Source organism: Streptomyces sp. NPDC017202 (assembly GCF_044331705.1).
In the GTDB taxonomy this organism is placed as follows: Bacteria; Actinomycetota; Actinomycetes; order Streptomycetales; family Streptomycetaceae; genus Streptomyces.
Genome location: NZ_JBIRNP010000003.1, coordinates 440127 through 460782, shown reverse-complemented (window position 1 = coordinate 460782; position 20656 = coordinate 440127). Strand labels below are relative to the sequence as shown.

Below are 20656 nucleotides of genomic sequence, written 5' to 3'. Positions count from 1 at the left end.
CGTAAGGAACCAGTGGAACGCGTGGACCTCATCCCCCCGGTCGACGGCTTCGCCGCGCGCGCCGACAGCCTCGCCGCGCGCGCCGACGCCCTCGCGGCCGCGCCGCTGCTGAACTGCCTGCTGCGGGAGGTGGCCGAACCGCACTCCGCAGACGGCGACGGGGACGGGGCCGGGGTCGGGGACGCCGTACGGCAGGTGTACCGGCTGCCCTCCGGACGCCTGCTGCGGGTGCGCGGCACCCGGCGGCCCGCCGAACCCGAGGTGCGCGCGGACGGCGTCTGGCACCGCCTCGACCATCGTGGCCTGGTCGGCCTGGCCGGCACGGAACTGCAGCACCGCACCGGCCTCACCAACCCCGGGCTGCCCGCCGAGATGCTGGACAGCAGGGACGCCGTCGCCGCGCTCCTCGCCGCACGCGCGCGTGCCGCCCCGCCCGAGGACCCCTACCTGCGCTCCGAGCAGTCCCTCCTCACCGGCCATCCCCACCACCCCGCCCCCAAGACCCGCGGCGGCGGCCCGCCCGGGAGCTGGCTGCCGTACGCGCCCGAGGCGTACGCCCGCTTCCCACTGGTGCTGCTGGGGCTGCGCGAGGACACGGTGGTGGAGGAGGGCGACACCACCGCGCTGGACGCCCTCGGCGAGGCCCCGCCCGGCTACCGGCTGCTGCCCGCCCACCCCTGGCAGCTCGACCTGGCCCGCGCCGCGCTCGCCCCCGCCTTCGCCGACGGCCGTCTGGTCCGGCTCGGCACCACCGCCTTCGAGGCCTGGCCGACGGCCGCCGTGCGCACCCTGTACGCACCCGCACGGGACCTGTTCCTGAAGGTCAGCCTGGATGTGCGCATCACCAACGACATCCGCCGGCTGTGGCGGCACGACCTGCTCGAGCTCCGCCGGACCGACGCGGCCGTCGCCAAGGCCTTCGAGGCGGCCGGCGGCCCCGCGGCCTGGCTCAGCGACCGCGGGTACCGCACCGCGGACTTCGCCTTCGAGGAACTCGCCGTGCTGGTCCGCGACGGGCTGCACGCGCACGTGACGCCCGGCGCGACCCCGCTGCTCGCCGCCGGCCTGGTGGAGGGCTTCGAGGGCAGCCCGCTCGCCGGCGCGGCCGACCCGGCGCTCTGGTGGGAGGCGTACCTGCGCGCGGTCGTCCCCCCGGCGCTCGCCGCCTTCGCCGACCACGGCGTCGTCCTGGAGGCCCACCTCCAGAACACCCTCGTCGCCGTCGACGCCGCCGGACTCCCGGTACAGGCCCTGTTCCGGGACGCCGAGGGTGTCAAGCTGCTGCCCGACGTCGAGCGGGCCGCCGGCTGGGAACGGCTCGTGTACTGCCTGGTCGTCAACCACCTCACCGAGGTCGCCGCCGCCCTGGCCGAACACCACCCCGGCCTCGACCCCTGGCCCGCCGCCCGCCGCGAGCTGGCCCGCCACGACCTCCCCGAGGCACGCGCCCTCCTCACGGCGCCCACCCTGCCGGGCAAGACCAACCTCCTGCTGCGCTGGACGGCAGCGGACGGCGCCGCCGCCCGCTACCTGCCGTTGCCCAACCCGCTGGCGGGTACATGATCTGAACCGCGCCGGTCGGCACGCGGCGCGAGGCGACCGCTGTTCGACGCGCGACCGCTTGCCGGAGCTCTCGAGGGTTCCCGTTGCCGGAGCTCTCGCGGGTTCCCGGTCCGTGTGTTCCGCGTGCGGTGCGGCCCCCGCTCGTGGCGGTGCTCGCGCCGACGGCGTGCGCCGTTTCCACCGGCGCGGGTCCTCGCGTGCCGGCAGGCCCGACCGTCCGACGATGTCGACGGCTCCGACGACAAAGAAATTCGGGAGGCCGGGTGCTCCAGCCGTGGATCGCGGTCTCGCCGGTCAGGACGGCACGAAGACAGGCACGGCCGACGACAGGGCCCCTCCCCGCGGTGAAAGCAGACGACAGGGCACCTCCCCGCGGCGAAGGTCTCAGGCCGACGTGGCCGACGACAACAGCTCCTCCAGCTTGTCGAGCCCCTGGGTCCAGCCCTCCTCGTGAAGGGCCCGGCGCCGCTCAGTGGCGAAGTCGCCCTGGTCGAAGACCAGCTCGACCGACGTACCGCCGACATCACGAAGCGACAGCGTCACCACCGTCTCTTGATCCTCCGGATCGGGATCCTCCCACCGGAAGGTGTACGACAGACGTTCCGGAGGGTCGACCTCGAGGAATTCCCCCACCAGGTGGAAGAGGACGCCTTCCGGAGGCTGCATCGCGATCCGGTAACCGCCTCCCGGCCGGAGGTCGCTTTCCACACGCGGGATGGTGAACCCGTCAGGGCCCCACCACTTGGCCAGTTCCCGCGGCTCGGTCAGCGCGCGGAACACGGCCGGGCGCGGTGCGTGGAGGACACGCTGCAGATGCAGCCTCAGGCCGCCCTCGTGCGTCATCACGAACCTCCTCCGGCGAAGGCGCCGAGACCGGTCACCGGTGATCACCACGTGCCTGACCCGGATCCCGCGAAGATCAAGGTCTACGGCTGGAGCATCAGCAGCGGACAACGGGGCCGGGTCAGTGGGGGACGCCGTTCTTTATGGTTTCCATCTCCCCTTTCAGCTTGTCGATCTCCCTCCTGAGCGATTCGGCGTCCTGGCCTCGTCCGGCGTCGTCAAGACATTTCGCGAGCGAGCCGAGAGCGACCAGTGCACCGACCCAGGACAGCCACATCCTGGCCGCCAGCAGCGGTTCCAGGGGAGGAGCGACAGCGCCGAACGCGACGCCCGGCGTCGAGGCCACGGCGTTGGCGAGGGCGACGGCGGTGGCAATTTTTTGCAATTCGCAGGCCATCAGGAACCGACCCCCAGCTCATCCAAGTACCCGTCGATGTCTTCGTCGGCTCCGTGGCGGAACATGAGCGCGAGTGACGGGAAGTCGGAGAGGTCGAAAGTGACCTCCGTGACGGGAACCGGCCCTTCGAGTGCGTTCCAGGTGGCCGAACCGACGATCCCGTCGACGGACAAACCGTGGTCGGATTGGAATTGACGGACCGCCGCGTCGGTCTTGTTGCCGAATATTCCGTCCACCTGCCCGACGGAGTATCCGTGGGTATTCAAATCATTCTGCAAGCGAATGACGGAAGGGCCACTGTCGCCTTTTCTGAGTACTGGATCCGACATTTCGGGCCTCCTGTTTGCGGGGCGCGAAATCGATGTTCGCGGAATACTTCCGGAACGGGGCGGTCTTGGGAGTGGTCGACAGTTCGTCTCGCGCCCACGGGAAAGATGTCTTCAATGGCGCTCACTTCGAACGTACACCCGAGGGTCGAAGTATGCATCTCTGCCGAAGTGCTCAGGAATGCGCGCGGGAATGCAAGTTCGCTGTTCGATTGCTGACCGCTCAATCGCCTGCCTCACCCCTCGCACGAGAAGCGCTGCCGCCCCGGGTTCCCCGAGCTGTCGAGCGGGGGCGGCCCGGGCGACGACGGCACCGGGACCGGCCCCGGCCTGCACCGCGGCCTGCGCGGCAGGCACGCCGGATGTACGTCGTCCCGCGGCCCGGGGGCGGAGGACGACGGGAAGAAGTCTGTGTCACGCTTGGTTACCTTGCTTCGCCTCACGCCCGAGGCCGAGCAAGGGCCGCACCGCCATGGACGGACTGCCGGGAGACGGGAAGACGAGAATGCCGGTCGAAGAGCCGCGGAGCCTCGGACGATGCTGAGAGAGGTCACCGCGACCCGCTACGTCGAACCCCTCCACTCCGGCGGCTCCGTCCCCGGCGTCGTCGAGGCCGACGACCTGGGTACGTACGTCGTGAAGTTCACCGGCTCCGCGCAGGGCCGCAAGGCGCTGGTCGCCGAGGTGGTCGTGGGCGAGCTGGCGCGGGCGCTCGGGCTGCGCTTCCCGGAACTGGTCCTGGTCCACTTCGACCCGGCGATCGCCGACGACGAGCCCCACCAGGAGGTGCGCGACCTGCACGCCGCCAGCCACGGCCTCAACCTCGGCATGGACCACCTGCCGGGCGCGCGGGACTTCACCCCCGAGGTCGCCGAGGTGTTCCCGGTGGACCCCCTGGAGGCCGGCCGGATCGTCTGGCTCGACGCCCTCACGGTCAACGTCGACCGGACCGTGCACAGCTCCAACCTGATGGTGTGGCCCACGCTCGGCACCGTGCCGCCGCGCCTGTGGCTGATCGACCACGGGGCCGCCCTCGTCTTCCACCACCGCTGGGACGGCTCCGACCCGGCGAAGAGGTACGACTTCCGCCACCACGCCCTCGGCCGCTACGCGCCCGACGTCCGGGCCGCCGACGCCGAACTGGCGCCCAGGGTCACCGAGGAACTCCTGCGGCGGATCGTGGCCGAGGTCCCGGACGCCTGGCTGCTGGACGAGCCCGCCTTCGTCACCGCCGACGAGGCCAGGACGGCCTACGTGGACCACCTCCACGCGCGCGCACGGGCCTCCGCGGCCTGGCTGCCCACGGACTTCCCCACCGGGGACGAACTCGCCGCCGAGGAGGCCCGGCGGGCGGCGAGGACGCGGCAAGGACGGCCGGACTGGCTCAAGCGGGTCCCCGACCTGCACGGCAAGCCGGCCGCGGAACAGGATTGGTCGGTTCACCTCGGATGACGGACACACGGCCCGAAGAGGGCGACCCGCGGCGGGTCGAGATCGAGTACTGCACCCAGTGCCGCTGGCTGCCCCGCGCGGCCTGGCTGGCGCAGGAGCTGCTCACCACCTTCGAGGCGGAGCTGACCGAACTGGCCCTCAGGCCGGGCAGGGGCGGGGTCTTCGTCGTCCGGGTCGGCGACGAGGTCGTCTGGGACCGCCGCGAGCAGGGTTTCCCGGAGCCCACCGCGGTCAAGCGGCTCGTCCGGGACCGGGTGGCCCCGGGGAGATCCCTGGGCCACTCGGACAGAACGGACGGATCGGATGGACCGGCCGGGGCGGATGCGCCGGACGGGGCGGATGGACCGGACGGGGCGGATGCGCCGGAATGAGCCGTCGGGGCGTCAGCCCTCGAGCTGCTCGTAGGCCGGCAGGGTGAGGAAGTCGGCGTAGTCCTCGTCGAGGGCGACCGTCAGCAGCAGGTCGTGGGCCTGCTGCCAGTGGCCGGCCGCGAAGGCCTCCTCGCCGGTCTCCGCGCGGATCGCGGCCAGCTCGGCGGCGGCCACCTCGCGGGTCAGCTCCGGCGTCACCCGCACCGTCGTGCCGTCGCGCTCGACCTCGACGCCCGCGTCGATCCACTGCCAGATCTGCGAGCGGGAGATCTCGGCCGTGGCCGCGTCCTCCATCAGGTTGAAGATGGCGACCGCGCCCAGTCCGCGCAGCCACGCCTCGATGTAACGGATGCCGACCTGCACGGCGTTGACGAGGCCGGCGTACGTCGGGCGCGCCTCCAGCGAGTCGACGGCGATCAGGTCGGCCGCCCTGACGTGGACGTCCTCGCGCAGCCGGTCCTTCTGGTGGGGCCGGTCGCCGAGCACCCGGTCGAAGGACTCCATGGCGATCGGCACCAGATCGGGGTGGGCGACCCAGGAACCGTCGAAACCGTCGTTCGCCTCACGGTCCTTGTCGGCCCGGACCTTCTCGAAGGCGACCTTGTTGACCTCGGGGTCCCGGCGGGACGGGATGAAGGCCGCCATCCCGCCGATGGCGTGGGCGCCGCGCTTGTGGCAGGTGCGCACGAGGAGTTCGGTGTAGGCCCGCATGAACGGGGCGGTCATCGTGACGGCGTTGCGGTCCGGCAGCACGAACCTGGCGCCGCCGTCCCGGAAGTTCTTGATGAGGGAGAACAGGTAGTCCCAGCGGCCCGCGTTCAACCCCGACGCGTGGTCGCGGAGTTCGTAGAGGATCTCCTCCATCTCGTACGCGGCGGTGATCGTTTCGATGAGGACGGTCGCGCGCACGGTGCCCCGCGGGATGCCGACGTGGTCCTGCGCGAACACGAACACGTCGTTCCACAGGCGGGCTTCGAGGTGCGACTCGGTCTTCGGGAGGTAGAAGTACGGTCCCTTGCCGAGGTCGAGCAGCCGCCGGGCGTTGTGGAAGAAGTACAGGCCGAAGTCGACGAGGGCGCCGGGGACCGCCCGGCCGTCGACCCGCAGGTGCCGCTCGTCGAGGTGCCAGCCGCGCGGACGCATGACGACGGTCGCCAGCTCCTCGTTGGGGCGCAGGGCGTACGACTTGCCGGACCCCGGGTCGGTGAAGTCGATGTTCCCGCGGTACGCGTCGATCAGGTTGAGCTGGCCGCCGACGACGTTCTCCCAGGTGGGCGCGGAGGCGTCCTCGAAGTCCGCGAGCCAGACCTTCGCGCCCGAGTTGAGGGCGTTGACGGTCATCCTGCGGTCGGTGGGGCCGGTGATCTCGACGCGGCGGTCCTCCAGCGCGGCGGGTGCGGGGGCCACCTTCCAGGAGTCGTCGGCGCGGATCGCGGCGGTTTCCGGGAGGAAGTCGAGCGTGCCGGTGCGGGCGATCCCGGCGCGGCGCTCCGCACGGCGGGCGAGGAGTTCGTCACGGCGCGGTGTGAACCGGCGGTGCAGCTCGGCCACGAAGGACAGGGCCGCGTCGGTGAGGACCTCCTCCTGCCGGGGCAGGGTTCCGGCGTCGACGACGGCCGCCGGGGACGGCACGGGTGCGGACATGAGCGGTCACTTCCTTCAGCGAGCCTGGCACCGGGTGCCAGGAGGCCCGGGTGCGGCGGGGAGCGCTCGGGGAACGACCGAGCGCTTCTGGCCAGTGGATACTAATTTCCTCATCGTGGAAGTTCAATGGTTTGTTGATGCCGAGACCCTCCGGGGGCGGGGGAGGCGGCTCCGCGTGCCACTCCGGGTGCCACCCCGTTCGCCCGGTCACTCGAGGAGGGCCAGGTCGTCGACGGTGTCGATGTCGTACGGCCGCGCCACGTCCCCGCACTCCACCAGCCGGATCTCCTCCTCGTGGGCCGTCAGGTAGCCGCGTGCCCCCCGGTCGCCGGTCGCGGCCGCCGCGACGCCGTCCCAGTGGGCGGCGCCGAGCAGCACGGGGTGCCCCCGCCTCCCGTCGTAGGCGGCGGACGCCAGCGACGTCTCGTCCTCGTAGGAGGCGAGCACCCGCGCCAGCGCCCGCTCCCCGATGCCCGGCTGGTCCACCAGGCAGACCAGCGCGGCCCGCGCCCCCGTCCCGGCCAGCGAGTCCAGGCCCGCCCGCAGCGAGCCGCCCATGCCCTGCTCCCAGCCCGGATTCACCACCACCACGCACCCGCCGAGCCGCGCCCGCTCCCGTACGGCGTCGGCGGCGGCCCCCAGCACCACGTGCACGCGCGTGCAGCCGGCCGCGCGCAGCGCCTCGACCGTGTGTTCGACGAGCGGGCGCCCCCGGTGCGTCAACAGCGCTTTCGGGCGTCCGCCGAGGCGCCGCCCCCCGCCCGCGGCGAGGAGCAGTCCGGCGACCTGGGCTTCCGTGTGCGTCATGGTTCCTGCATACCTGACGGGGCGTCGGCCGCGTGGTGTCGCGGGGCTGAATTCCGGCCCCCGGTGTGGCGGAGCGGGTGCCAGGTGCCGTTTACTGGCCCGCGTCCTCGGCGCGCCTGACCACCGTCACGAGGGCGCCATGTACGGACGCACGAGAACGTGCGCAGGGGGGAGTCGGGTTGCGGAGTTTGGGGCAGAGGCCGGTGGCCGGCAGCGAAGAGGATCCGAGGGTGGCGGAACTGCGGACGGCGGTGTCCCGGCTGCGCCGCGAACTCGCCGCGCATCCGGCCGAGTTCCCGGACCGGATCATCGCCGAGGACGAACTCGCCGCGCTCGCCGCGATGGCGTCCCACGGCATCCCGGAGACGCCCCGGCTGCGCCGCTCCCTGCTGCTGATCGCGGGTGCGATCGGCTCGGTGAGCGCGCTGGCGCGGGGGTTGTCGGACGTGCGGAGCGCGGTGGAGCTGTTCGGGGAGCCGGGGCGCGGGTGAGGGTCCGCCGGGCGGGTGGCCCGCCCGGCGGGGCGGCCGGGCCTCAGGCCGTCGTGCCGCCCGGGTGCGACAGTGCCTCGGACAGTTCCCGGGCCACCTGCTGGAGCACCGGCACGATCCTCTCGGTGGCGGACTCGGTGACGCGGCCCGCCGGGCCGGAGATCGAGACGGCCGCCGCGGTGGGGGAGTCGGGCACCGGGACCGCCAGGCAGCGCACGCCGATCTCCTGCTCGTTGTCGTCCACCGCGTAACCGGTGCCGCGGACCTCCTCCAGGGCCGCCAGGAAGCCCTCCGGGGTGGTGATCGTCCGGTCCGTCGCGGCCGGCATGCCGGTGCGGGCGAGCAGCGCGCGCACCTCGGCGTCCGGGAAGCCCGCGAGCAGGGCCTTCCCCACGCCCGTGGAGTGCGGCAGGACGCGACGGCCGACCTCGGTGAACATCCGCATCGAGTGCTTCGACGGCACCTGCGCCACGTACACGACCTCGTCGCCGTCCAGCAGCGCCATGTTGGCCGTCTCGCCGGTCTCCTCGACCAGGCGGGCCAGGTGGGGGCGGGCCCAGGTGCCGAGCAGCCGGGCGGAGGACTCGCCGAGACGGATCAGCCGCGGGCCGAGCGCGTAGCGGCGGTTCGGCTGCTGGCGGACGTACCCGCAGGCGACCAGGGTGCGCATCAGCCGGTGGATCGTCGGCAGCGGGAGACCGCTGCTCGCGGACAGTTCGCTGAGGCCGACCTCCCCGCCCGCGTCCGCCATCCGCTCCAGCAGGTCGAAGGCGCGCTCGAGGGACTGGACCCCGCCGCTGCTGGACTTGGCTGAGTCGGTGGTGCTGGACGTCGGCACGGCGCGTTCCTTTCGAGACCGGCGGGAAGGGCTGAAGCCTACCCGGCGGTCGGTGGCCCCCTCGCTGGTGCGGACGGTGTTCTGTTTTCCGGAACATCGATTTCGCTCTGTGGAGAGAACCAGGGTGGTGGTGACGGGTGCAAGGGGGAGAAGCGTGCCCTTGACGGCGCGACGGCCGGGAGTGAAGACTCCTTCAACAGAACGTTGAATTTTGTTACGGGGAGGTTGCGCGGGGTGCGCCCCCGAGCGCGTCCCCGGCCTCCTTCCGTCTCCCGGAAGTGAACGGCGGCAGAGAGGGATCCGGGTGTCCGACGCCGAACTGGTACTGCGCTCGACGCGCGTCATCACTGCGGAAGGGACCCGCGCCGCCTCGGTCGCGGTGTCCGCAGGAACGATCACGGCCGTACTCCCGTACGACGCCGCCACACCGCCCGGCGCCCGCCTGGAGGACCTCGGCGACGACGTCCTGCTGCCCGGCCTCGTCGACACGCACGTCCACGTCAACGACCCGGGCCGCACCGAATGGGAGGGCTTCTGGACCGCCACGCGCGCGGCGGCGGCCGGCGGCATCACCACCCTCGTCGACATGCCGCTCAACTCCCTCCCGCCGACCACGACGGTCGAACACCTCCGCACCAAGCGGCGGGTGGCCGCCGGCAAGGCGCACATCGACGTCGGCTTCTGGGGCGGCGCCCTGCCCGGCAACGTCGCGGACCTGCGCCCGCTGCACGACGCCGGCGTCTTCGGCTTCAAGGCCTTCCTCTCGCCGTCCGGCGTCGACGAGTTCCCCCACCTCGACCAGGACCGACTGGCCCGCTCGCTGGCCGAGATCGCCGGGTTCGACGGCCTGCTCATCGTGCACGCCGAGGACCCCCGCCACCTCGACGCCGCCCCCCGGCGGGGCGGGCCCCGGTACGCCGACTTCCTCGCCAGCCGTCCGCGCGACGCCGAGGACACCGCCGTCGCGAGCCTCGTCGCGCAGGCGAAACGCCTCCACGCGCGCGTGCACGTCCTGCACCTGTCCTCCGGCGACGCGCTGCCGCTGATCGCCGCCGCGAAGGCCGAGGGCGTGCGTGTCACGGTCGAGACCTGTCCGCACTACCTCACCCTCACCGCCGAGGAAGTGCCCGACGGCGCGAGCGAGTTCAAGTGCTGCCCGCCCATCCGGGAGGCCGCCAACCAGGACCTCCTGTGGCAGGCGCTGGCCGACGGCACCATCGACTGCGTGGTCACCGACCACTCCCCGTCCACCGCCGACCTCAAGACCGGCGACTTCGCCACCGCCTGGGGCGGCATCTCCGGCCTGCAACTCAGTCTCGCCGCCGTCTGGACGGAGGCGAGGCGGCGCGGCCACGGCCTGGAGGACGTGGTCCGCTGGATGTCGACGCGCACGGCGGCGCTCGTCGGCCTCGACCGCAAGGGCGCCATCGAGGCGGGCCGGGACGCCGACTTCGCGGTCCTCGCGCCCGACGAGACGTTCACCGTCGACCCGGCGGCCCTCCAGCACCGCAACCGCGTCACCGCCTACGCCGGCAAGACCCTGCACGGCGTAGTGAAGTCCACCTGGCTGCGCGGCGAACGCATCCTCGCCGACGGCGAGTTCACCGAACCGAAGGGCCGCCTCCTCACCCGTGGCCACTGAACCCGCGGCCACCGACGCACCCGGCACCCGCCCGCACCCGGCCGACCTCCGAAAGGAACCCCTGATCACCGTGACGGCGATTCCCCGCTTCACCGGCGACGCGAACCCCTACGGCGGCGGCGACCCCTACGCGGACCACCGCACCGCCGACCTCCCCTTCACCCACCACGTCAACCTCGCCGACCGGCAGCTCGGCGCCGCCGTCGTCGCCGCCAACGACGAGTTCTTCGCCCAGCGGGAGAACCTGCTGCTGCCCGGGCCCGCCGAGTTCGACCCCGGGCACTTCGGGCACAAGGGCAAGGTCATGGACGGCTGGGAGACCCGCCGGCGCCGCGGCGTCTTTGCCGAGCACCCGTGGCCGGCGCCCGACGACCACGACTGGGCGCTGGTCCGGCTCGGCGCGCCCGGCGTGATCCGCGGGATCGTCGTCGACACGGCCCACTTCCGCGGCAACCATCCGCAGGCCGTGTCGGTCGAGGGCGCCTCGGTGCCGGGCTCGCCGTCGCCCGAGGAACTCCTCGGGGACGACGTCACCTGGACGACGCTCGTCCCGCGCACCCCCGTCGGCGGCCACGCGGCGAACGGCTTCGCCGTGTCGGTCGAACGGCGCTTCACGCACCTGCGGGTCAACCAGCACCCCGACGGGGGCATCGCCCGCCTCCGCGTGTACGGCGAGGTCGTCCCGGACCCCGAGTGGCTCGCCGTCCTCGGCACCTTCGACGTCGTCGCCCTGGAGAACGGCGGGCAGGCCGAGGACGCCTCCGACCTGTTCTACTCACCGGCCGTCAACACCATCCGGCCGGGACGCTCCCGCACGATGGACGACGGCTGGGAGACGCGGCGGCGCCGGGACCGGGGCAACGACTGGATCCGGTACCGGCTGGCGGCGCGGGCGGAGATCCGGGCACTGGAGATCGACACGGCGTACCTCAAGGGCAACAGCGCCGGCTGGGCGGCGGTGTCCGTGCGGGACGGCGAGAACGGCGAGAACGGCGAGAACGGCGAGAACGGCGAGAACGGCGAGAACGGTGAGGAAGGTGGCTGGCGGGAGGTCCTCGCACGCACCCGCCTCCAGCCGGACACGAACCACCGCTTCGTGCTCCCCGCGCCGGTGGTGGGCACCCACGCGCGCGTGGACATCTATCCGGACGGGGGCATCTCGCGGCTGCGCCTCATCGGCTCCCTGACGGAGGACGGCGCGGCGACCCTTTGGGCCAGGCACCGGGAACTGGGCGGCTGAGCCGGGGCATCGCGCCCGTCCGGGGGCGGCGGCCCCCGGCGCCGGGCCGGGAAGGGGCGGCGGGGTCCCCCGCGGCCCCACCCGCCGGCCGGCCCCTTCGTCTCTCTCCTCGGAGCCCGGCTCAGGTTAACTACCGGAAAACTCATCGCACTTGACGGAAAAATCTTCCAAGTTGTCATTGACATGCCATCGTCTACGCGCGTCATCATGGAGGCATGAGATTCCCCCCACGAATCACTCGCGCAGGCGGCGCCGCCGCCCTCCTGTCCGCCCTCCTCGTCGGCGGAACCGTCTCCGCCGGACCGGCGGACGCCGCGGCGACCGCGGTCGGCAGCATCTGCTACAGCGACCTGCCCTCGCAGGCGTACACCACGCTGCGGCTGATCGACCAGGGCGGCCCGTTCCCGTACTCGCAGGACGGATCCGTCTTCCAGAACCGGGAAGGCGTCCTGCCCTCGAAATCCTCGGGCTACTACCACGAGTACACGGTCAAGACGCCGGGCTCCTCCACGCGCGGCGCGCGCCGCATCGTGACCGGTCAGCAGTACGAGGAGGACTACTACACCGCCGACCACTACGCGAGCTTCGACCTGGTCGACTACGACTGCTGACCCGGTCGGCCCACGGAGAACGGTGCCACCGGCCGGAAGCCCGGCCCGCGTTCAGCCGGGCTTCCGGCTCTCCGCGGCGGCGAACAGGGCGAACGCGAGCACCAGGAGCGCGCCGCTCGCGTAGACCTCGTAGCCGTCGAGGACGCCGAGCCGCTGCACGAGTCCCCAGTCCAGGTCGGTGAACTCGTGCACCAGGCCGGCGACGCCCTGGACCAGGGCGATGAAACCGAGTGCCTCCAGCAGTTGTCTCATGCCCCAGACCCTCGCCCCGCCGTCCCCCCACGGACATCGGCCGCGAGGCGAAGGGCGTGCGCCGCAAGGCCCGCGTCGGCGGGGGGAAGCCCACCCGCGGGCGGCGGCCGGGTGCATCCTCGGTCGGCCGTCGCACCCACCCTCCGGCGGTCGCCGACTACACCCTCGGCCGGCGGCGCCGCGACTTTCGGCGGTGTTCCTCCGGCGCGGGTCGCCGATCCCGGCCGGGGCGGGGTGCTGCCGCCCCGCGCTGCGTAGGTTTGTCGGCCATGAGAGGTGACGACCGGCCGACGCCGGCACCGGTGGCAGCGGCCTTCCCGACGCGCCGATGGCTGCTGCCGTCCGCCGTCGCCACGGAACTGGACCCGGAATCCGGGCCGTTCGCGCGCTCCGGACGACGGCCCCGGCGTACCGTGCGCGACTGGCTCGTCGACTTCACCTGCTTCGTGCTGGCCGTCGTCCTCGGCCTGCTGGTGGCGGACACGCTCACCGAGCAGGAGGACCTCCCGCGGTCCCTCCTCGCCGCCGACCAGGTGCTCGGCGCGCTGTCCTGCGCCGCGGTGTGGCTGCGCCGCCGCCTGCCCGTAGGCCTCGCCGCCGCGACGATCCCCTTCGCCTTCCTCTCCACCACCTCGGCCGGTGCCTGCACGATCGCCCTCTTCACCCTCGCCGTGCACCGGCCCCTCCGGTACGTCGCCTGGATCGGCGGCCTCCAGCTCGCCGCGGTCCCGCTGCTGCTGCGGGTCCGCCCCGACCCCGACCTGGAGTACGGGCCGGCCGTCGCGTGGACGGCGCTGATCACCCTCGTGGTCATCGGCTGGGGCATGCTCGTGCGGTCCAAGCGGCAGCTGATGCTGAGCCTGCGGGACCGGGCCAGGCGCGCGGAGACGGAGGCGCGGCTGCGGGCCGAGCAGGCGCAGCGGCTGGCCCGCGAGGCCATCGCCCGCGAGATGCACGACGTGCTCGCCCACCGGCTGACCCTGCTCAGTGTGCACGCGGGCGCACTGGAGTTCCGGCCGGACGCGCCCCGCGAGGAGATCACGCGCGCGGCCGGGGTCATCCGCGAGAGCGCCCACGAGGCCCTCCAGGACCTGCGGGAGATCATCGGTGTCCTGCGGGCCGGCGAGCCCGACGACACCGGCCGCCCCCAGCCGACGCTGGCCGCCCTGGACGCGCTGGTCGCCGAGTCCCGCGAGGCGGGCATGAAGGTCGTCCTCGACCAGCGGGTCACCGACTCGGCCGCCGTGCCCTCGTCCGTCGGCCGGACCGCCTACCGCATCACCCAGGAGTGCCTCACCAACACCCGCAAGCACGCGCCGGGCACGGAGGCCGCGGTGACGGTCGCCGGCGCCCCCGGAGAAGGCCTCACGGTCACGGTCCGCAATCCCGCTCCGGAGGGTGACGTCCCGTCCGTCCCCGGCTCGGGCCAGGGCCTGATCGGTCTCACCGAACGCGCGACCCTCACCGGCGGCCGTCTGGAACACGGCCCGCGCGAGGACGGCGGCTTCGAGGTGCGCGCATGGCTGCCGTGGCCCCGCACCGCGTGACGCGGAACCGGGCTCGGGTCGGGGCGGGGCGTGTCGGGTGCGAGGGCCGGCACCGGAAGGCCGATCGCCGGTGGCGCCGACGGCCTCGGCGCGGATGGCTTCGGTGCGGATGGCCTCGGTGTCGATGGACGCCGTGCCGATGACCGCGGCGCCGATCTCCGGAAGGCCGAGGACCGCGGCACCGTCACCGCAAGACTGCCGCCGCAGGCCAACTCGCCGGCCTCGTACGTGATTACGTAGGGCCCATGACTGCGATCAGACTCCTCCTCGTCGACGACGACCCCTTGGTGCGGGCCGGTCTGTCCCTCATGATGGGCGGCGCCGAGGACATCGAGATCGTCGGTGAGGCCGCCGACGGCGGCGAGGTCGAGGAACTCGTCGACCGCACCCGCCCCGACGTCGTCCTGATGGACATCCGGATGCCCACGGTGGACGGACTCACCGCCACCCAGCGGCTGCGCGCCCGGGCGGACGCCCCGCAGGTCGTGGTCCTCACCACCTTCCACGCCGACGAGCACGTGCTGCGCGCCCTGCGCGCGGGTGCCGCCGGGTTCGTCCTCAAGGACACCCCGCCCGCCCAGATCGTCGACGCCGTACGGCGGGTCGCGGCCGGCGACCCCGTCCTGTCGCCCACCGTCACCCGCCGGCTCATGGCCCACGCGGCCGGGACCGCCGCCGACACCCGGCGGGCACGCGCGCGTGAGCGCGTCGCCGCCCTGGCCGAACGGGAGCGCGAGGTCGCGGTCGCCGTCGGGCGCGGCCTGTCCAACGCCGAGATCGCCGCCGCGCTGTACATGAGCGTCGCCACCGTCAAGACCCACGTCTCCCGCGTCCTGGCCAAGCTCGACCTCAACAACCGGGTGCAGATCGCCCTGCTGACGTACGACGCGGGACTGTTGGAGGACGGCGACTGACGGCGAACCCGCCGGCCGGGGCGGACCCGCGACGGCCGTCCCGTCCCCGTCGACGCCCCGGGTCAGTGATCCGCCCGGGTCAGTGATCCGCCCAGTCAGGGAGAGCCATGACGACGTCACCGACCGGCCGCTTCGACCTGGCCGCCGCCCGCGCCGTGCTGGACAGCCAGCCCTTCAGCAGGCTGATCGGCGCCCGCCTCACCGCCTTCGGCGAGGGCTGCGCCACTCTGGAGGTCGACCTCAGGGAGGAACTCCACCAGCAGAACGGCTTCGCGCACGGCGGAGTCCTCTCCTACGCCGCGGACAACGCGCTCACCTTCGCGGGCGGAGCGGCACTGGGACCGGCCGTGCTCACCGGCGGCTTCTCCATCCAGTACGTCCGCCCCGCCACCGGCCGCACGCTGCGCGCCCGCGCCGAGGTGGTCCAGGCGGGCCGCCGCCAGGCGGTCGTCCGCTGCGACCTGCACACCGTCGCCGAGGACGGCACCGAACGGCTGTGCGCGGTGGCGCAGGGCACCGTACTGGCGGTGCCGGGGGAGCAGGAGAGCGGTCCGGCGGCGCGGTGAGGTGCGGCCCGGCCCGCCGCTGACGGCACCGGCACCGCGTGTCCCCCGCCCGCACCGGGCGTTTCCCGCGCTGCGCCTGCGGCACCGTGCGCACCGCAGGCGCCGCACGCATCACGCACACCACACGTGCCGCGAACGCCGTCCGACGCCCACACCGTCGGGGCACGGCGCGCACCGCCCGCTACGCCCCCGTGGAGTCCGGCGAGTCCGGGACCTCCGCCAGCGACACGGCCCGCCGCTCGCGCCGGGACACCTCGCAGGCCTCGGCGATCCGCAATGCCTGGAGGGCCTCGCGGCCGTCGCAGGGGTTGGCCCGCCCGCCCCGTACGACGTCGACGAAGGCGATCAGCTCCGCCTCGTACGCGGGACCGAAGCGCTCCAGGAAGCCGGTCCACGGCTTGTCGGCCGCCGGCGGCCCGGTCGGCTCGGTGGAGGCGATCGGCGTGCGGTCGTCGAGTCCCACCACGACCTGGTCGAGTTCCCCGGCCAGTTCCATGCGGACGTCGTACCCCGCGCCGTTCAGCCGCGTCGCCGTGGCCGTGGCGAGGGTGCCGTCGTCGAGGGTGAGGACCGCGGCCGCGGTGTCGACGTCTCCCGCGGCGCGGAACATCGCGGGCCCGGCGTCCGATCCGGCGGCGTACACGTCGGTCACCTCGCGCCCGGTCACCCAGCGCAGGACGTCGAAGTCGTTGATCAGCGCGTCCCGGAACAGGCCGCCGGAGACCGGCAGCCACGCGGCGGGCGGCGGTGACTGGTCGGAGGTCACCGCGCGCACGGTGTGCAACCGCCCGAGCCGGCCCGAGCGGACCGCCTCGCGGGCGCCCGTGTACCCGGCGTCGAAGCGGCGCTGGAACCCCATCTGGAGGACCGTTCCGGCGGCCTCCACCTCGGCGATCGCCGCCAGGGTGCCGGCCAGGTCCAGGGCTATCGGCTTCTCGCAGAACACGGGCAGCCCGGAGCGCGCCGCCCGGCCGATCAGTTCGGCGTGGGCCGAGGTCGCGGTGGTGATCACCACGGCGTCCACGCCCCACCGGAAGATCTCCTCGACCCCCGGCGCGGCCGTCTCTCCCAGCCGCAGCGCCAGCTCCGCCGCCCGCGCGGGTTCCGTGTCCGTCAGGATGAGGGATCCGACCTCGCGGTGACGGCTGAGTGTGTTCGCATGAATGGTGCCGATGCGGCCCGTCCCGATGACCCCGATGCGCATGGAATCAAGGTGACGCCGGAGGCCGTGACCTGTCAATGCGTTTGTCCGGACAATCTGACTACACGACTTCCCGTCAACCGGCCACGGAGCTACGCTCGAGCCCGTGCCGAAACCAGAGGTGGACCCGACCGTGCAGCTCGAACTCCGCGTGGACCGAAGCTCTCCGGTGCCGTTGTACTTCCAGCTGTCCCAGCAGCTGGAGGCGGCGATCGAGCACGGAGTGCTCACCCCGGGCAGCCTGCTGGGCAACGAGATCGAGCTCGCCGCCCGGCTCGGCCTGTCCCGCCCGACCGTCCGCCAGGCCATCCAGTCCCTCGTCGACAAGGGCCTGCTGGTCCGCCGCCGGGGCGTCGGCACCCAGGTCGTGCACAGCCAGGTCAAACGGCCCCTGGAACTGAGCAGCCTCTACGACGACCTGGAGGCGGCCGGCCAGCGCCCCGCGACGACGGTCCTGGTCAACACCGTCGTCCCCGCGTCCGCCGAGGTCGCCGCCGCGCTCGCGGTGGCCGAGGGCAGCGAGGTGCACCGCGTGGAACGGCTGCGGCTCGCGCACGGGGAGCCGATGGCGTACCTGTCCAACCACATCCCGCCCGGCCTGCTGGAGCTGGACACCGCCCAGCTGGAGACCACGGGCCTGTACCGGATGATGCGGGCGGCCGGGATCACCCTGCACAGCGCCCGGCAGTCCATCGGTGCCCGCGCCGCCACCGCCGCCGAGGCCGAGCGCCTCACCGAGCCGGAGGGCGCCCCGCTGCTCACCATGCGGCGCACCACCTTCGACGACACGGGCCGCGCGGTCGAGTTCGGCGACCACATCTACCGCCCCGCCCGCTACTCCTTCGAGTTCCAGCTGCTGGTGCGGCCGTAGCGCGCACCCTGCCGTGGCGCGCACCCTCCCGAGGGCCGCCCGCGTCGCATTGTCCGGACAATGCGACCGGCGCGCGGTCCCCGGCCGCGCGACGCGTGATCCCCGTGTTCGATACTGGGGCGTTTGCGTCCGGTGAGAGAACGCCGGAGGCGCGCGTACGGCAGCACACGGCAAGAAGGGCACGGCCTCGTGGCACGGTTTGGGACCTGGACAGGGATCGCGTTGGCGGGGGTGCTCTGCGTCTCCCTCGCGGGGTGCAGCAGTACCGGGGGAAAGCGTGCCGAGGACGCCCGGAAGGCCGCGGCCGCGCAGGGCCGGGCGGCGGTCGACACCCCCCGCTGGACCTTCGCGATGATCACCCACTCGGGTGACGGCGACACCTTCTGGGACATCGTCCAGAGCGGCGCGAAGCAGGCCGCCGTCAAGGACAACATCAACTTCCTGTACTCCCACGACGACGAGGCCCAGCAGCAGGCGCAGCTCGTCGACGCGGCGGTCGACAAGAAGGTCGACGGCATCATCGTCACCCTCGCCAAGCCCGACGCGATGAAGGCCGCCCTCGCCCGCGCCCGCGAGGCGGGCATCCCCGTGATCACGGTGAACTCCGGCTCGGCGGAGTCGAAGGCGTTCGGTGCGCTCACCCACGTCGGCCAGGACGAGACGATCGCCGGCGAGGCCGTCGGCGAGGAGCTGAACCGGCGCGGGAAGAAGAAGGCGATCTGCGTCCTGCACGAGCAGGGCAACGTCGGGCACGAGCAGCGCTGCGACGGCGTCGCCAAGACCTTCACCGGCACGGTGACCGACCTCTACGTCACCGGCACCAACATGCCCGACGTGCAGTCGGCCATCGAGGCCAGGCTTCAGGCCGACCCGTCGACCGACGCCGTCGTCACCCTCGGCGCGCCGTTCGCCGACACCGCCGTCAAGGCCCGGCAGGGCGCCGGCAGCAAGGCCGAGATCGACACCTTCGACCTCAACGCCAAGGTGGCCGCCGGCCTGGCGGACGACACCCTCGGCTTCGCCGTCGACCAGCAGCCGTACCTCCAGGGCTACCAGGCCGTCGACCTGCTGTGGCTGTACAAGTACAACGGCGACGTCCTCGGCGGCGGCAGGCCCGTCCTGACCGGACCGCAGATCATCACGAAGGACCAGGCGGACGAGCTGGCCGCGTACACCGAGCGGGGCACCCGATGAGCGCGGTCGCCCCGGACGAACGCCTGCTGCGGGTCTCCCCGCTGCGCAGGCTCCTCGGCCGCCCCGAACTGGGCTCGGTCGTCGGCGCGCTCGCGGTGTTCGTCTTCTTCGCCCTCGCCGCCGACAGCTTCCTGCGCGCGGGCAGCCTCAGCACGGTCCTGTACGCGTCCTCGACCATCGGCATCATGGCCGTCCCGGTCGCGCTGCTGATGATCGGCGGCGAGTTCGACCTCTCGGCCGGCGTGATGGTCACGTCCTCGGCGCTGGTGTCGTCGATGTTCAGCTACCAGATGACGGCGAACGTCTGGGTCGGCGTCGCGGTCTCCCTGCTGGTCACCCTGGCCGTCGGCGCCTTCAACGGCTTCCTGCTCACCCGCACCGGGCTGCCCAGCTTCATCATCACGCTCGGCACCTTCCTGATGCTGACCGGCATGAACCTCGGCTTCACCAAGCTGATCGACGGCACCGTCTCGACGAAGACCATCGCCGACATGGAGGGCTTCCCGAGCGCCCACGACGTCTTCGCGTCCACCCTGACCGTCGGCGGCGTCAACTTCAAGATCACGATCCTGTGGTGGTTCGCCCTGGTCGCGGTGGCCACCTGGATCCTGCTGCGCACCCGCGCCGGCAACTGGATCCTCGCCGTCGGCGGCAACCAGGACGCCGCCCGCGCGGTCGGCGTGCCCGTCGGGAAGACCAAGATCGGCCTGTACATGGGCGTCGCCCTCGGCGCCTGGATCTCCGGCCAGCACCTGCTGTTCTCGTACGACGTCGTCCAGTCCGGCGAGGGCGTCGGCAACGAGCTGACCTACATCATCGCCGCCGTCATCGGCGGCTGCCTGATCACCGGCGGCTACGGCAGCGCGGCCGGATCGGCGGTCGGCGCGCTCATCTTCGGCATGACGAGCAAGGGCATCGTCTTCGCCGAATGGAACCCCGACTGGTTCACGTTCTTCCTCGGAGCGATGCTGCTCCTCGCGACCCTGCTCAACGCCTGGGTCCGCAAGCGGGCGGAGGCCACCAAGTGACCCGGACACCGGCACCTGCACCGGCATCTGCACCGGCCGGCAGCCGTACGCCGCTCGTCGAACTGTCCGACGTCAGCAAGCACTACGGCAACGTCCGCGCCCTCCAAGGCGTCTCCCTGGAGGTCCACGCCGGCAGCATCACCTGCGTCCTCGGCGACAACGGCGCGGGCAAGTCCACCCTCATCAAGATCATCGCCGGTCTGCACGGGCACGACGGCGGCACCCTCAGCCTCGACGGCGAGGAGACCCGGCTGTCCTCCCCGCGCGAGGCCCTGGACCGCGGCATCGCCACCGTCCACCAGGACCTGGCCGTCGTCCCGCTGATGCCGGTCTGGCGCAACTTCTTCCTCGGCTCGGAACCCCGCAAGGGCGCCGGCCCCTTCAAGCGCATGGACGTCGACCTCATGCGCCGCACCACCCACGCCGAACTCCTGCGCATGGGCATCGACCTGCGCGACGTGGACCAGCCCATCGGCACCCTCTCCGGCGGCGAACGCCAGTGCGTCGCCATCGCCCGCGCGGTGTACTTCGGCGCGAAGGTCCTGATCCTCGACGAGCCGACGGCCGCCCTGGGCGTCAAGCAGTCCGGCATGGTCCTGAAATACGTGGCCGCCGCCCGCGACCGGGGCCTGGGGGTCGTACTGATCACCCACAACCCCCACCACGCCCACCTGGTGGGCGACCGGTTCGTGCTGCTGCGGCGGGGGACCATGGTGGGAAGCCACACGCGGGACGAGATCACCCTGGAGGAGCTGACCGAGCAGATGGCGGGCGGCAGCGACCTGGACGCCCTGCGCCACGAGCTGCGGCGCCCCTGAGGGGAGCGGGGCGGTGCCGCCGCGCGGGCGCGACAGGCCG

The 20656-nt window shown here is 72.8% G+C and carries 22 protein-coding genes; 14 read left to right on the top strand and 8 right to left on the bottom strand.

Annotation, left to right across the window (positions count from 1 at the left end; genetic code table 11):
• The first annotated feature begins 12 nt into the window (after nucleotides 1–12).
• Nucleotides 13–1563, top strand: a complete 1551-nt coding sequence (locus tag ACH4N1_RS09540) for an IucA/IucC family protein (RefSeq protein ID WP_398095793.1) — start codon at nucleotides 13–15, stop codon at nucleotides 1561–1563.
• 384 nt (nucleotides 1564–1947) lie between these two features.
• Here ACH4N1_RS09540 and ACH4N1_RS09535 read toward each other — a convergent pair whose 3' ends face one another.
• The 3 genes from ACH4N1_RS09535 to ACH4N1_RS09525 all read right to left on the bottom strand — a co-directional run bounded on the left by ACH4N1_RS09535 (nucleotide 1948) and on the right by ACH4N1_RS09525 (nucleotide 3132).
• Nucleotides 1948–2406 (bottom strand): SRPBCC domain-containing protein, encoded by a 459-nt coding sequence (locus ACH4N1_RS09535; RefSeq protein ID WP_398095791.1) that lies wholly within the window; start codon nucleotides 2404–2406, stop codon nucleotides 1948–1950.
• 121 nt (nucleotides 2407–2527) lie between these two features.
• Entirely contained in the window at nucleotides 2528–2803 is a 276-nt protein-coding gene (locus ACH4N1_RS09530) for a hypothetical protein (protein WP_398095789.1), read from the bottom strand.
• The gene (locus ACH4N1_RS09525; protein WP_398095787.1) at nucleotides 2803–3132 is read right to left on the bottom strand and encodes a peptidoglycan-binding protein; all 330 of its coding nucleotides are present in this window, start codon (nucleotides 3130–3132) and stop codon (nucleotides 2803–2805) included. The genes ACH4N1_RS09530 and ACH4N1_RS09525 overlap by 1 nt, the downstream gene beginning before the upstream one ends.
• A 534-nt stretch (nucleotides 3133–3666) precedes the next feature.
• On the opposite strand from ACH4N1_RS09525, the gene ACH4N1_RS09520 reads away from it, so the two are divergent.
• On the top strand, nucleotides 3667–4581 hold the full coding sequence (locus ACH4N1_RS09520) for a HipA family kinase (RefSeq protein WP_398095785.1): 915 nt from the start codon (nucleotides 3667–3669) through the stop codon (nucleotides 4579–4581).
• The gene (locus tag ACH4N1_RS09515) at nucleotides 4578–4952 is read left to right on the top strand and encodes a SelT/SelW/SelH family protein (protein WP_398095783.1); all 375 of its coding nucleotides are present in this window, start codon (nucleotides 4578–4580) and stop codon (nucleotides 4950–4952) included. The genes ACH4N1_RS09520 and ACH4N1_RS09515 overlap by 4 nt, the downstream gene beginning before the upstream one ends.
• 12 nt (nucleotides 4953–4964) lie before the next feature.
• Here the strand turns inward: ACH4N1_RS09515 and aceB are convergent, their stop codons facing one another.
• The gene (gene aceB, locus ACH4N1_RS09510; protein WP_398095782.1) at nucleotides 4965–6596 is read right to left on the bottom strand and encodes a malate synthase A; all 1632 of its coding nucleotides are present in this window, start codon (nucleotides 6594–6596) and stop codon (nucleotides 4965–4967) included.
• A gap of 207 nt (nucleotides 6597–6803) precedes the next feature.
• Nucleotides 6804–7403: an NTP transferase domain-containing protein gene (locus tag ACH4N1_RS09505; RefSeq protein ID WP_398095780.1), complete on the bottom strand. Its 600-nt coding sequence runs from the start codon at nucleotides 7401–7403 to the stop codon at nucleotides 6804–6806.
• A 203-nt stretch (nucleotides 7404–7606) separates the two neighbouring features.
• Between ACH4N1_RS09505 and ACH4N1_RS09500 the strand changes: the two genes are divergently transcribed.
• On the top strand, nucleotides 7607–7894 hold the full coding sequence (locus tag ACH4N1_RS09500) for a DUF5955 family protein (RefSeq protein WP_398095778.1): 288 nt from the start codon (nucleotides 7607–7609) through the stop codon (nucleotides 7892–7894).
• Between the two features lie 43 nt (nucleotides 7895–7937).
• Here ACH4N1_RS09500 and ACH4N1_RS09495 read toward each other — a convergent pair whose 3' ends face one another.
• The gene (locus ACH4N1_RS09495; RefSeq protein WP_398095776.1) at nucleotides 7938–8732 is read right to left on the bottom strand and encodes an IclR family transcriptional regulator; all 795 of its coding nucleotides are present in this window, start codon (nucleotides 8730–8732) and stop codon (nucleotides 7938–7940) included.
• 304 nt (nucleotides 8733–9036) lie between these two features.
• On the opposite strand from ACH4N1_RS09495, the gene allB reads away from it, so the two are divergent.
• The 3 genes from allB (at nucleotide 9037) to ACH4N1_RS09480 (ending at nucleotide 12225) form a co-directional block, all read left to right on the top strand.
• Complete coding sequence (allB, locus tag ACH4N1_RS09490) at nucleotides 9037–10374, top strand: allantoinase AllB (protein WP_398095774.1); 1338 nt, start codon at nucleotides 9037–9039, stop codon at nucleotides 10372–10374.
• A 70-nt stretch (nucleotides 10375–10444) separates the two neighbouring features.
• Nucleotides 10445–11614, top strand: coding sequence for an allantoicase (alc, locus tag ACH4N1_RS09485; protein WP_398095773.1), 1170 nt, complete (start codon nucleotides 10445–10447; stop codon nucleotides 11612–11614).
• Nucleotides 11615–11829: 215 nt separating this feature from the next.
• Nucleotides 11830–12225 carry a ribonuclease domain-containing protein gene (locus tag ACH4N1_RS09480; RefSeq protein ID WP_398095772.1) on the top strand — a complete coding sequence of 132 codons (396 nt, stop codon included), beginning with the start codon at nucleotides 11830–11832 and terminating at the stop codon, nucleotides 12223–12225.
• A gap of 51 nt (nucleotides 12226–12276) precedes the next feature.
• On the opposite strand, the gene ACH4N1_RS09475 is transcribed toward ACH4N1_RS09480, so the two are convergent.
• A complete protein-coding gene (locus ACH4N1_RS09475) occupies nucleotides 12277–12477 on the bottom strand; it encodes a hypothetical protein (RefSeq protein ID WP_398095770.1) in 201 nt (66 codons plus the stop codon).
• Nucleotides 12478–12746: 269 nt separating this feature from the next.
• On the opposite strand from ACH4N1_RS09475, the gene ACH4N1_RS09470 reads away from it, so the two are divergent.
• The 3 genes from ACH4N1_RS09470 to ACH4N1_RS09460 all read left to right on the top strand — a co-directional run bounded on the left by ACH4N1_RS09470 (nucleotide 12747) and on the right by ACH4N1_RS09460 (nucleotide 15504).
• The gene (locus ACH4N1_RS09470) at nucleotides 12747–14024 is read left to right on the top strand and encodes a sensor histidine kinase (protein WP_398095769.1); all 1278 of its coding nucleotides are present in this window, start codon (nucleotides 12747–12749) and stop codon (nucleotides 14022–14024) included.
• A 245-nt stretch (nucleotides 14025–14269) separates the two neighbouring features.
• Nucleotides 14270–14938, top strand: a complete 669-nt coding sequence (locus ACH4N1_RS09465; RefSeq protein WP_398095768.1) for a response regulator — start codon at nucleotides 14270–14272, stop codon at nucleotides 14936–14938.
• 107 nt (nucleotides 14939–15045) lie between these two features.
• Nucleotides 15046–15504, top strand: coding sequence for a PaaI family thioesterase (locus tag ACH4N1_RS09460; RefSeq protein ID WP_398095766.1), 459 nt, complete (start codon nucleotides 15046–15048; stop codon nucleotides 15502–15504).
• Nucleotides 15505–15685: 181 nt separating this feature from the next.
• Here the strand turns inward: ACH4N1_RS09460 and ACH4N1_RS09455 are convergent, their stop codons facing one another.
• Entirely contained in the window at nucleotides 15686–16708 is a 1023-nt protein-coding gene (locus ACH4N1_RS09455) for a Gfo/Idh/MocA family oxidoreductase (RefSeq protein WP_398095764.1), read from the bottom strand.
• A 130-nt stretch (nucleotides 16709–16838) separates the two neighbouring features.
• On the opposite strand from ACH4N1_RS09455, the gene ACH4N1_RS09450 reads away from it, so the two are divergent.
• The 4 genes from ACH4N1_RS09450 to ACH4N1_RS09435 all read left to right on the top strand — a co-directional run bounded on the left by ACH4N1_RS09450 (nucleotide 16839) and on the right by ACH4N1_RS09435 (nucleotide 20616).
• Entirely contained in the window at nucleotides 16839–17576 is a 738-nt protein-coding gene (locus tag ACH4N1_RS09450) for a GntR family transcriptional regulator (protein WP_398095982.1), read from the top strand.
• A gap of 189 nt (nucleotides 17577–17765) precedes the next feature.
• On the top strand, nucleotides 17766–18770 hold the full coding sequence (locus ACH4N1_RS09445) for a sugar ABC transporter substrate-binding protein (RefSeq protein WP_398095762.1): 1005 nt from the start codon (nucleotides 17766–17768) through the stop codon (nucleotides 18768–18770).
• The gene (locus ACH4N1_RS09440; protein ID WP_398095761.1) at nucleotides 18767–19798 is read left to right on the top strand and encodes an ABC transporter permease; all 1032 of its coding nucleotides are present in this window, start codon (nucleotides 18767–18769) and stop codon (nucleotides 19796–19798) included. The genes ACH4N1_RS09445 and ACH4N1_RS09440 overlap by 4 nt, the downstream gene beginning before the upstream one ends.
• Nucleotides 19795–20616 carry an ATP-binding cassette domain-containing protein gene (locus tag ACH4N1_RS09435; RefSeq protein WP_398095759.1) on the top strand — a complete coding sequence of 274 codons (822 nt, stop codon included), beginning with the start codon at nucleotides 19795–19797 and terminating at the stop codon, nucleotides 20614–20616. The genes ACH4N1_RS09440 and ACH4N1_RS09435 overlap by 4 nt, the downstream gene beginning before the upstream one ends.
• Nucleotides 20617–20656: the final 40 nt, after the last annotated feature.

Bases quoted from the DNA above. Each gene is read 5' to 3' on its own strand.
- ACH4N1_RS09475 (WP_398095770.1), bottom strand. From the start codon at position 12,477: ATGAGACAACTGCTGGAGGCACTCGGTTTCATCGCCCTGGTCCAGGGC.
- ACH4N1_RS09460 (WP_398095766.1), top strand. From the start codon at position 15,046: ATGACGACGTCACCGACCGGCCGCTTCGACCTGGCCGCCGCCCGCGCC.
- ACH4N1_RS09470 (WP_398095769.1), top strand. From the start codon at position 12,747: ATGAGAGGTGACGACCGGCCGACGCCGGCACCGGTGGCAGCGGCCTTC.
- ACH4N1_RS09465 (WP_398095768.1), top strand. From the start codon at position 14,270: ATGACTGCGATCAGACTCCTCCTCGTCGACGACGACCCCTTGGTGCGG.
- ACH4N1_RS09530 (WP_398095789.1), bottom strand. From the start codon at position 2,803: ATGGCCTGCGAATTGCAAAAAATTGCCACCGCCGTCGCCCTCGCCAAC.
- ACH4N1_RS09525 (WP_398095787.1), bottom strand. From the start codon at position 3,132: ATGTCGGATCCAGTACTCAGAAAAGGCGACAGTGGCCCTTCCGTCATT.
- ACH4N1_RS09505 (WP_398095780.1), bottom strand. From the start codon at position 7,403: ATGACGCACACGGAAGCCCAGGTCGCCGGACTGCTCCTCGCCGCGGGC.
- ACH4N1_RS09440 (WP_398095761.1), top strand. From the start codon at position 18,767: ATGAGCGCGGTCGCCCCGGACGAACGCCTGCTGCGGGTCTCCCCGCTG.
- ACH4N1_RS09480 (WP_398095772.1), top strand. From the start codon at position 11,830: ATGAGATTCCCCCCACGAATCACTCGCGCAGGCGGCGCCGCCGCCCTC.
- ACH4N1_RS09455 (WP_398095764.1), bottom strand. From the start codon at position 16,708: ATGCGCATCGGGGTCATCGGGACGGGCCGCATCGGCACCATTCATGCG.
- ACH4N1_RS09520 (WP_398095785.1), top strand. From the start codon at position 3,667: ATGCTGAGAGAGGTCACCGCGACCCGCTACGTCGAACCCCTCCACTCC.
- ACH4N1_RS09535 (WP_398095791.1), bottom strand. From the start codon at position 2,406: ATGACGCACGAGGGCGGCCTGAGGCTGCATCTGCAGCGTGTCCTCCAC.
- aceB (WP_398095782.1), bottom strand. From the start codon at position 6,596: ATGTCCGCACCCGTGCCGTCCCCGGCGGCCGTCGTCGACGCCGGAACC.
- ACH4N1_RS09515 (WP_398095783.1), top strand. From the start codon at position 4,578: ATGACGGACACACGGCCCGAAGAGGGCGACCCGCGGCGGGTCGAGATC.